The 9,776-nt window shown below is 47.7% G+C and carries 7 protein-coding genes; 1 reads left to right on the plus strand and 6 read right to left on the minus strand.

What is annotated here, in order from left to right; all coding sequences use genetic code 11:
- Window positions 1-76: 76 nt before the first annotated feature.
- Entirely contained in the window at window positions 77-1,234 is a 1,158-nt protein-coding gene (locus ACWJAO_RS12735; protein ID WP_449140531.1) for an NADH:ubiquinone reductase (Na(+)-transporting) subunit B, read from the minus strand.
- Window positions 1,235-1,329: 95 nt separating this feature from the next.
- On the minus strand, window positions 1,330-2,685 hold the full coding sequence (locus ACWJAO_RS12740) for a Na(+)-translocating NADH-quinone reductase subunit A (protein ID WP_449140532.1): 1,356 nt from the start codon (window positions 2,683-2,685) through the stop codon (window positions 1,330-1,332).
- Window positions 2,686-3,038: 353 nt separating this feature from the next.
- Between ACWJAO_RS12740 and ACWJAO_RS12745 the strand changes: the two genes are divergently transcribed.
- Window positions 3,039-7,235, plus strand: a complete 4,197-nt coding sequence (locus ACWJAO_RS12745) for a translocation/assembly module TamB domain-containing protein (RefSeq protein WP_449140533.1) — start codon at window positions 3,039-3,041, stop codon at window positions 7,233-7,235.
- A gap of 256 nt (window positions 7,236-7,491) precedes the next feature.
- Here the strand turns inward: ACWJAO_RS12745 and ACWJAO_RS12750 are convergent, their stop codons facing one another.
- The 4 genes from ACWJAO_RS12750 to ACWJAO_RS12765 all read right to left on the minus strand — a co-directional run.
- Window positions 7,492-8,418 (minus strand): Rpn family recombination-promoting nuclease/putative transposase, encoded by a 927-nt coding sequence (locus tag ACWJAO_RS12750; protein ID WP_449140534.1) that lies wholly within the window; start codon window positions 8,416-8,418, stop codon window positions 7,492-7,494.
- A 67-nt stretch (window positions 8,419-8,485) separates the two neighbouring features.
- Entirely contained in the window at window positions 8,486-8,650 is a 165-nt protein-coding gene (locus ACWJAO_RS12755; protein WP_006846734.1) for a hypothetical protein, read from the minus strand.
- Window positions 8,643-9,215 carry a zeta toxin family protein gene (locus ACWJAO_RS12760; protein ID WP_449140536.1) on the minus strand — a complete coding sequence of 191 codons (573 nt, stop codon included), beginning with the start codon at window positions 9,213-9,215 and terminating at the stop codon, window positions 8,643-8,645. Before ACWJAO_RS12760 ends, ACWJAO_RS12755 begins: the two co-directional genes overlap by 8 nt.
- Window positions 9,216-9,586: 371 nt before the next feature.
- The coding region (locus tag ACWJAO_RS12765) for a hypothetical protein (protein ID WP_449140535.1) at window positions 9,587-9,776 on the minus strand (190 nt) is incomplete at its 5' end.

Below are 9,776 nucleotides of genomic sequence, written 5' to 3' on the forward strand. Positions count from 1 at the left end.
CGATTACCACGATGATAACCGAATAGATAATAGTATAGCTATTTGAATTTGTCTTCATATCTACATTCCTCCTACATTATTTAATAGCACGTTTAGCACGGCGTGAGATGTTGCCCTGAACTACACAATAGTCGATGAGTGGAGCAAACATGTTGCCGAAGAAGATAGCGAGCATCATACCCTCTGGATAACCTGGGTTCATCACACGTACGATGACGGCGATGGCACCGATGAGGAATCCGTAGAAGTACTTACCCTTCTCTGTACGGGCAGAGGTTACAGGGTCGGTAGCCATGAATACGGCTCCGAAGCAGAAACCACCGAGAACGATGTGCTCATACCAGGCGATAGGTGTCATGCCGAGAGCCTGGAAAATAAGCGCCATCACGATGCCGCCTGCGAATACGCTGCCCATGGTCTTCCATGATGCGATACCTGTCCAGAGAAGGATGATGGCACCGATGGCGATGGCGATGACTGATGTCTCACCGATACAGCCAGGAATGAAACCGATGATAGAATCGCAGAGACTAGCTGAAGGCATGCTGCCCTGAGCCAGCTGACCGAGAGGAGTAGCAGCCGTGAAGCCATCAGGCAGGGTGTTACCCAGACCGAAGATAGCGTCCTTAGCCACCCAAACCTTATCACCACTCATAGCCAAAGGATATGAGAAGAAGAGGAACATACGGGCACCTACAGCCACATTAAAGATGTTCATACCAGTACCACCGAAGATTTCCTTGCAGAAGATAACTGCGAAGGCGCACGCCAGGGCGAGCATCCACAGCGGTGTAGAGATAGGAATGATCAATGGGATGATGATACCGCTGACGAGGTAACCCTCCTGGATTTCCTCGTGCTTCCACTGAGCCCAGGCAAACTCGATGCCGAGACCCACGATGTAGCTAACCAGCAACTTAGGGAGGACAGCCAGGAATCCGAAGCCGAAGACCTCGATGAAGCTGGCAGCATCCAATGTGCCTGCAGCCTTGAAATTCTGGTATCCCACATTATACATACCGAAGAGCAAAGCAGGAATCAGGGCGATTACCACAAAGCTCATGATGCGCTTCGAGTCGATAGAATCGTGGATGCTGGCTCCGCTCTTCGCTGTCGTATTAGGCACGTACAGGAAGCTCTCGAAACCGTCAAACACGCTCTCGAAGGCATGCAGCTTACCTCCCTTCTGGAAGTTAGGCTTTATCTTATTGAGATAATTTCTTAATGCACTCATTATTATAATAATTAATAGTTAAGAGTTTATAGGGGTTTAGCTCAACCATGAAGCAACATTGCTATCAATTATAAACTATCAACTGTAAACTAAAACTAAGCGTTCTCCTTGCGCAGGGTGTTCAGACCCTCGCGTACAATCTTCTGCAATTCGAGTTTAGATGAATCTACAAACTCAGCCACAGCAAAGTCTTCAGGGCTTACCTCGTAGATACCGAGCTGCTCCTGCTTGTCGATGTCGCCTGCGATGATTGCCTTGATGAGATACTCACCATAGATGTCCATAGGAAGCACCTTGTCATACTCGCCGCTCATGATCATGTGGCGCTCGCCACCCTTCACGCGGGCATCGAGATTGTACTCCTTCTTCTTGCCGAAGAGCCAGGAGAGATATGAACGCGATGTAGAGAACTGATCGGTACGTGGAAGAATCCAACCCAGCATCTCATCGTTGTCATCACCCTCTGGGATAGCTGTAATCTCTGAGGTATGACCGCCTACGAAATCTTCTACGGTTGTCTTTGCACCAGTAAGAGGATTACCATTGATAAGTCGCACATGATCAGTAGCTTTCAGCTGATTGGCTACAAAACTGCTTAAAGGTGCACCTACCAATACTTCAGCATAGCCAGGAGTCTTGATTTCACTACCAGCTACAGCCACTGTCTTGTGCAAATCAACCTTACCTGTCAGGAAGAGTCTTCCGAAGAAGATAACCGATGCTGGATCTACTGTCCAAACCACCTCGCCCTTGTTTACCGGGTCGATGTTGTTCACCTGTACGCCTACATTACCTGCCGGGCAAGGACCGTCGAATACATTGAGTTCTACGTTCTTAGCCTCGCCGAGCGCATTGCTGTGCTGGTCAACGCCAACACCAAGATAAGTTTTCGCAATCTTGCTCAAGGCTGTCAAACCCGTCTGGAAAGCCTCTTCGTTGCCTTCGAGTTCTACCTCAAAGTCGGCTGCGAGCGGCATGTCGCGGAGGGCAGAAACGAAAATTGCCTTAGGCTTGGTGTCGGGAGTTGTGGACACAGCATAAGGCAACTGGTTGATGTATCCGAAGAGACCAGCCTCAAGCAGGGCCTGCTTGACAGCCTCACTGTCTAACGCATCAACGTTTTTCTTACCAAAATCCGTAGAGGTCTGTACTGCGTCGGCCTTCACCTTCACGCAGAGCACCTTTCGGCGCTCACCTCTCTCAATGGCGGTTACTTCTCCGCTCACTGGCGAGGCAAACTTCACCTCCGGGCAAGCCTTGTTCACAAACAAGGCATCTCCGGCATTGACATGATCGCCCTCGCGTACCACTACCTTAGGAGTCACACCCACGAAAGCCGCAGGAACCAGCGCATACTCGCCAGCCTGAGCCACCTGGAGCGTTACATCCTTGGAAGCCTTACCCGTAAGGTTAATGTCCAAGCCTTTACGTAACTTAATTACATTTGCCATAACTACATTAAAAAATATTATATATAAATTTACTAATCACTTCAAGATATATGCTTCAGCGCCCTCATCAAGACGCTATACTGGCTATCTGCCATAAAACATATATTTTATCTACTTCTATGCTGAAACTTCTAAACGTGCTGCAAAAATAGTGAAAAAAAGTGATATAAAAAAGAAAAATTGTGTGAATTATTCGATTTTATGCCGATTTTTCAGTAATTTTGTCGCAAAATTCAAATTAGTAACATTTTTGTAAACTAGAGAAAGCAACTCTGAAACATTTAAAACATATCATCAATGGCATTATATGGACGCTGGCTGCTGTCTATTTCTTGCTCGTAGTACTGTTGCACGTGCCACCAGTACAGGCCTTCATAGGCTCTCAGGTAGCCGGTGCCCTGGCTCAGAAATTCGGCACAGAGGTAAGCATCGGAAAGGTGAATCTGGGCTTCTTTAACCGTATTATCATTGATGACGTGATGATGCTCGACCAGAAGGGCGACAGCATGATTTGCGCCTCCCGCGTATCAGCCAAGCTCGATTTCCTGCCCCTCAAGGATGGCAAGATTTCGGTCTCATCTGCCCAGCTCTTCGGTCTCAACGCCAACATCTACAAGCAGGATGCCAAGAGCCCGATGAACATCCAGTTCATGCTCGATTCGCTGGCTTCGAAAGATACCACCCATCATACTCCGCTCGACCTCCACATTGGAAGTCTGATTATCCGCCATGGTGCCGTTGCCTACAACCAGCGCGATGTTGCTCCTAAGCCGGGCGTCTTCTCGCCGCAGCATATCGGCATCACAGACCTCTCTGCCCACATCATCCTAGGGCATCTTACTGATAAAGATATCCACTTGGCTGTCAAGAAGATAGCGCTGAAAGATAAATCAGGACTTCAACTCAAGAATCTGAGATTCAAACTCGATGCCGACCAGCAGCAAGCCCTGCTCAGAGACTTCAGCATCGAGCTTCCTCATTCGCAGTTGCAGTTTGATGACCTGCGCGCTACCTACCGCATCGAGAACAAGCATATCGTGAAGCCTACCCTCCAGTTTCAGGGCGGCATCAAGCCATCCGTCATCACGCTTGCCGATATTGCCTGCTTCGTGCCTGAACTCCGCAAGTTCAAGGATGCCCTGCAGCTTCATCTCCAGTTTTCGGGCACCAGTACATCTGCCCGCATCCATAACCTCGAGTTCAAGACTCAGAGCGGCAGTCTGCTGCTCAGGGCTAACGGCCGTGTGAGCGATTGGGACCGCATGCTGCGCTGGAAGGCAAACATCGCTGCCCTCAGAGTATCGGGCGATGGCATCGGAGAGGTTTCCAGAAATCTGGGCAAACGCATCAGCATACCGAAGGAAGTGCTGCGCCTGGGCGACATATATTATATAGGTGAAGTTTATGGCGCAGGCAAGAAAGTAGGCACCCATGGACAACTGAAGACCGATGTGGGCGAAGTTGCCATCAAGGCAGAAAAGGCTAGCTCCGAGCTCAAGGCAAGCATCAACACCCAGGGCATCAATCTGGGCCGCATCCTCGACAACGGGCAGTTCGGCATCCTGGCAGCCTCGCTTTCGGCTCATGGCAACAAGCAGCATTTCTATGCCAAGGGCAGCATTCCGCGCTTCGATTTCAACAAGTACAGCTACCGCAACATCCAGATAGACGGCAGCTATAACCAGGGATTGGTAGAGGGACTTGCATCCATCGCCGACCCTAACGCCAACATCCAGGTAGAAGGCTCCTACTCTATCCCGCGCAAGCAGTATGCCGCAACAGCCCATGTACAGCATCTGCTGCCAACCATTCTCGGGCTGAAGGTAGCCGACAAGACCTACAGTCTCGACGACATCACCGTAAGCGCCAAGAACCAGGGCAAGGACAGCTATTTCGACCTCGAAGCACCGTTCGCCAGCATCCATGTAGATGGCGAATACGATTACGCTACCCTCACCAAGAGTTTCACCAACCTGGTAGCCAGCAAACTGCCTACCCTCCCCGGCATAGGCAAGGTAGACAGGAGTGCGAAGAACCATTTCACCTTCCAGGCAGAAATCAACTCTACCGAGATTCTGCAGCGCATGCTGGGCATTCCGTTGCAGATAGACCAGCCCGTCTTTGCCGATGGATTCATAAACGATGCCGAGAAAACCGTCAACATCTACGCCAGCGTGCCTGGCTTCAACTATGGCGGCAAAGACTATCATGGAGCCAAGGTGCGCCTGCATACCATCAACGATTCGCTCAAGGTAGATGCGCAGATCAGACAGGGCAAATGGGACGATAACGGACCGGCTATCCACGTAAAGGCAGCCGCAGCCGACAACCAGCTCTTCGCCAAGCTCTTCTACAACAACCATTCGGCAAAACTCCCTATCCAGGGCATCATCGATACGAGGGCGCAGTTCTTCAAGAACGAGGACCATGTTTCTACTGCCCACGTAACCATACACCCGTCTGAAATCAGAATCGACGGCACACCTTGGGAGGTTCACCCTGCCGACATCATCTACAGCAAGAACCGATTGCTGGTAGATCATTTCGCCGTGAGCCACGACCAGCAGCACGTCATTGTTTCGGGTCTGGCAACACCTGAGAAGACCGATTCTATCGTAGCCGATCTGAAGGATGTGGATGTGGCATACGTGCTGAACCTCATCAATTTCCATTCGGTAGATTTCACCGGCAAGGCTTCGGGCAAGGCAGTAGTAAAGAGCCTCTTCAACGACCCTGATGCCTACGCCCAGCTGGACGTCAACGAGTTTACCTTCGAAAACGGTCCGCTCGGCGTGCTCCATGCTGGAGTCAACTTCAACAAGGAGCTCGAACAGATTGATATTCACGCAGTTGCCGATGACGGACCAGAGCATCAGACGCTCATCAACGGATATGTATCGCCTAAGCGCAACTATATCGACCTGGGTATCGATGCCCAGGGCACCAGCATGAAATTCCTCGAGAATTTCTGCGGCAGTTTCATGAATCAGGTAGAAGCCTGGGGCGATGGTCATCTCAATGTGGTGGGCGATTTGAGCAACATCAATCTCGTGGGCGATATCAATGCTCACGGCAAGGTACACCTCAAGCAGCTCAACACCGATTACACCTTCGATGCGCTCCATGCCCACGCTATCCCCGATGATATCCTCATAGAGAATGATACCATCTTCGACCGCAACCGCAACATAGCTATCCTGAGCGGAGGCATCCACCACAAGCACCTCACCAGGCTGAGCTACGACCTCGATATCAAGGCGCACAACTTCCTGGGCTTCGATACCCGCGAGTTTGGCGACAACACCTTCTATGGCACCATCTATGCCACGGGCGAGGTAGGCATCCACGGCAAGAGCGGCGAAACCGTCATCGACATCAATGCCGAACCCGAACCGGGCAGCATCTTTGTATATAATGTAGCAAGTCCTGATGCTATCAGCGACAAGAGCTTTATCCACTGGCATGAGATTGTGCCGGATATCATGGACAGCCTGAACGGGGCTTCAACCACGAAACAGAGGGATGATGACATCGATTTCGAATCGGATATGCGCATCAATTTCCTCGTAAACACCAACCAGAACCTCACGCTCAAGCTGATCATGGACGAGCAGTCGGGCGATTATATCACCCTGAACGGCGATGGCGTAATCCGCGCCAACTACTTCAACAAGGGCTCGTTCGATATGTTCGGCAACTATGTGGTTGATCATGGCACCTACAAGCTCACCATCCAGAATCTCATCAAGAAAGAGTTCGAGTTCATGCCGGGCGGCACCATCGCCTTCGGTGGCAACCCATACAATGCCCCACTCAACCTGCGCGCTAAATATACCGTCAACGGCGTGCCGCTGAGCGACCTGCGCATCGGCCGTTCGTTCTCGGGCAACAACATCCGCGTAGACTGTCTGATGGACATTACCGGCACACCTCAATCGCCAAAGGTAGATTTCTCGATGGACCTGCCTACGGTTAACAGCGATGCCAAGCAGATGATCTATTCGCTCATCAATTCTCAGGAAGAGATGAATCAGCAGGTGCTCTATCTCTTGGGCATCGGCCGGTTCTACGCCCAGACCAACAACAACCAGGTGAGCGAGGATAATGAGCAGCAGAGTCAGACTTCGCTGGCGATGCAGAGTCTGTTGAGCGGTACCATCTCGCAGCAGCTCAACACCGTACTTTCCAACGTGGTGAAGAGCAACAACTGGAATTTCGGTGCCAACATATCTACGGGCGATGAAGGTTTCACCAATGCCGAATATGAGGGCATTCTGAGTGGCAAGCTGCTCAACAACCGATTACTCTTCAATGGTCAGTTCGGTTATCGTGACAATCCGAATGCCACCCAGAGTTTCATCGGTGATTTCGACCTCCGTTATCTCATCTTCCCTAACGGCAACCTAGCCATACGCATGTATAATCAGACCAACGACCGCTATTTTACGCGCAACAGTCTGAACACGCAAGGTCTCGGTCTGATCATGAAGAAAGATTTCAATGGCCTTCGCGATTTCTTCGGCATCAAGAAGAAGAAGAAAAAGAAATAAAAGACAAAAAGAGGGTGTGTCATAACCAGATGACACATCCTCTTTTTATTTTCAGATAACAGTCGCCTAATATGAGTCCAGTTAAGATTGTGTACAAACTCGTACACTTTTCCAAAATCAGGAAACAGAATATAGAAATTCCGATAATGTTAGAGATTGTTGACTGTTGAGTGGTCTATATGCCACGATGAAAAGGTGGCGTATAGACCCTTGATTATAGGTGATATTTGTAATCTACATCTCCGCTTTCTGTTTTTTATGAATTGCTCAGATTCTTAATGATATCTAAAGGCAGCTGGGTAGCCTTGGCAACCTGTTCGGCAGAAAGTCCCATTGCCAGCAATCGTTGTGCTGTTTCTGTGTTTGCCTCATGTTTGCCTTCTGCTCTACCTTTTTCCATACCTTTTTCCATACCTTCCTTCATACCAATTTCCTTACCCTCAGCTATGCCTTCACGCTTAGCGGTGTCTACGGAATTCTTGATGTCGCGATATGCCATCTTGCTGGTCTCGTACTCCCTCATTTCCTGCGGAGTAAACTTGGCAATCTCGGCTTCCTCGAAGAGGCGGTCGAAAACCTTGTCGCACAGCTCTTTCGGGCGCTGGGTAAGCTTATAGAGATTCTTCAGTGCATAGAGCCACTTCTCGTAGAGCGTATCCAGTTCTTCCAGGGGTTTGTTGAACTTAGAAATCTCTACATAGATATATTCGAGCTTGTCGTAAAATACTTTGTGGGTAGCTGTGTCGCACAACTGCACATGATGGCGGATTTTCTCCTTGTCGAAAGCATCCTCGTTCATGCTGAAGTTGAGCAGGGCAACGGTATAGACATGATTGAGTCTGAAATCCCATTCACTCCCCTTTGGTGCCTGTTCACGGATAGGAAATGTTGAGTAGAAAAGGGCGCGATCCTTGAAATACGTCTGGTAGGCATTCTGCATTTCAACGATGAACTTCTCGCCGTTTTCGCCCTCGCAATATACATCAAAGATGGCTCTGCGGTCGGTATATACATCTCCCACGTGCTCCGGATTCAGATACGATACGTCCTTCACAACCTGTCTGCCATTAAACAAGCTGTTGAGAAAGCAAATGAGCAAATCATTGTTCATTGCTGTTCCAAAAATTCGCTTGAAGCCGAAGTCGGTCAGCAAGCTGATGTATCTTTCTTCTACCTGCTTCATAATCATCTGTTTTAAAAATCCATGCCGCAAAGGGCGACTCTAGTTAAAAGTAATGATAAAACCTTTTCTAATTTAATAATTGCTTGGCAGAAACTTCTACTACCCCGCCATTTCCGTCACTAATGACAACAGGACGATTGTATAAAGCCTTTTCTACCAACATATCATGCTGAGCTTCAACTAAGCCTGATTCAACTTTGTTGATAAAGCCCTCAATCTCACTTTCACTCATAATCCTTAATTATTTTAAATTTAACAATATCCTTAATCTTTGTCGGAAGCAGTCTACCTCCGAAAGCAACACGTTCTCCTTTATTTAAACTGTTATCAAATAGAATCCAGATATCCACTTCTTTCATAAATATCTCAAAAAGATTCTTAAGACCAGCCTTATACCTACGTTCAATTACAGGCGTAGGAATGTTATGCCCACCACTCGCTACTCTATCAGCTACACGTCTTTTTGCAAGCTCTATACTATCCAGCCAAAAGAACAAGAGATGCACAACATACCCTTTTTCTTGTGCTCTGCGCACCAGATTAATATAAGATCTGGTTGCTAAAGTAGTTTCTATGGAGAACGATTCACCCATTTCCAGCAAATCTTCTATTCTCCTAAGCATCAAACGCCCTGCTTCTATCGCTACTCCTTCAGGATTGAAAGGTGAGAGACCTTTTGCAATTTCGTCAGCATTAACAAATTCTTTAACGAGCAAAGACTTGGGAAGAATCGTCTTAGAAGCAGTCGTTTTGCCTGCTCCATTACAACCTGCTATTATATATAAATGCTTAACCATTTGATTCACATTTAAATTCTTTTGGATGCAAATATACTGCAAAATCTTGATTACGCCAAATATTTGAATGAAATTAACATCATTATTGGCCAAATAACTGAACTTCGCATATCAGGAAGTTAAAGGAGTTAAGGAAGTTAAGGAGTTAAGACGTATGTCTTGCAGCTTTAAAAACTACGCCAAAAAGACTGTTGTCTTAACTCCTCAGCGACCATAGGGAGCGATAACACATTTAACTTCTTTAACTCATTTAACTCATTCAACTCCTTTAACTCCTTAACTTCTGAACTTGCGAAAGCTGAATCTAACATGCGAAACTTTAAGTTTTTTATATTAATATTTGTTTAAAAATCAGCCATTTTTCGGTATCGTTAACTTCTTTTATCTGATAATTGTTTAACATAATACAAGACGGGAAGCCCTTCCCCACTCGATTTTTCAGAGATTTCTGTGGTAAGAAATAAGAAAAAAGGGGAGCCTCCTGAAAATGATACCCATTTCGGAACCGAAAATAAACGCTTAAAATATGTAAAAACGGGCTGAATTCTTAAAATTTGTTTA

The organism is Segatella sp., assembly GCF_977051555.1.